At 67.5% G+C, this 609-nt stretch carries 1 protein-coding gene; it reads left to right on the plus strand.

Features of this window, described 5'->3' with window-relative positions:
- Positions 1-609, plus strand: a 609-nt coding sequence (locus tag AC559T_RS15380; RefSeq protein WP_498869176.1) for an amidohydrolase family protein, incomplete at both ends; no start/stop codon positions are given.

Raw genomic sequence — 609 nt, forward strand, 5'->3', positions numbered from 1 at the left:
CCGGTGTTCGAGGCGCTGTCCGACACCGGGATGGTGATGTGCCTGCACATCGGCACCGGTTTCGGCGCGCTCAAGCTCGCCCCGGACGCGCCGATCGACAACCTGATCATCCTGGCGTGCCAGATCTCGTCGCTGGCTGTGCAGGACCTGCTGTGGGGCCCGGCGATGCGGACCTACCCGGACCTGAAGTTCGCCTTCTCCGAGGGCGGCATCGGCTGGATCCCGTTCTACCTGGACCGCTGCGACCGGCACTACACCAACCAGCGCTGGCTGCGCCGCGACTTCGGCGGCAAGCTGCCCAGCGAGGTGTTCCGCGACCACTCACTCGCCTGCTACGTCACCGACCCGACGTCGCTGAAGCTGCGCCGTGAGATCGGGATCGACATCATCGCCTGGGAGTGCGACTACCCGCACGCCGACTCGATCTGGCCGGACGCGCCGGAGTTCGTGCTCAACGAGCTGAACAACGCCGGTGCGACCGACGAGGAGATCGACAAGATCACCTGGCAGAACGCCTGCCGGTTCTTCAACTGGGACCCGTTCTCCGAGATCCCCAAGGAGCGCGCGACCGTCGGCGCCCGCCGGGCGATCGCGACCGACGTCGACACC

Source organism: Frankia sp. Hr75.2, assembly GCF_949319125.1.
Lineage (GTDB): Bacteria > Actinomycetota > Actinomycetes > Frankiales > Frankiaceae > Parafrankia > Parafrankia soli.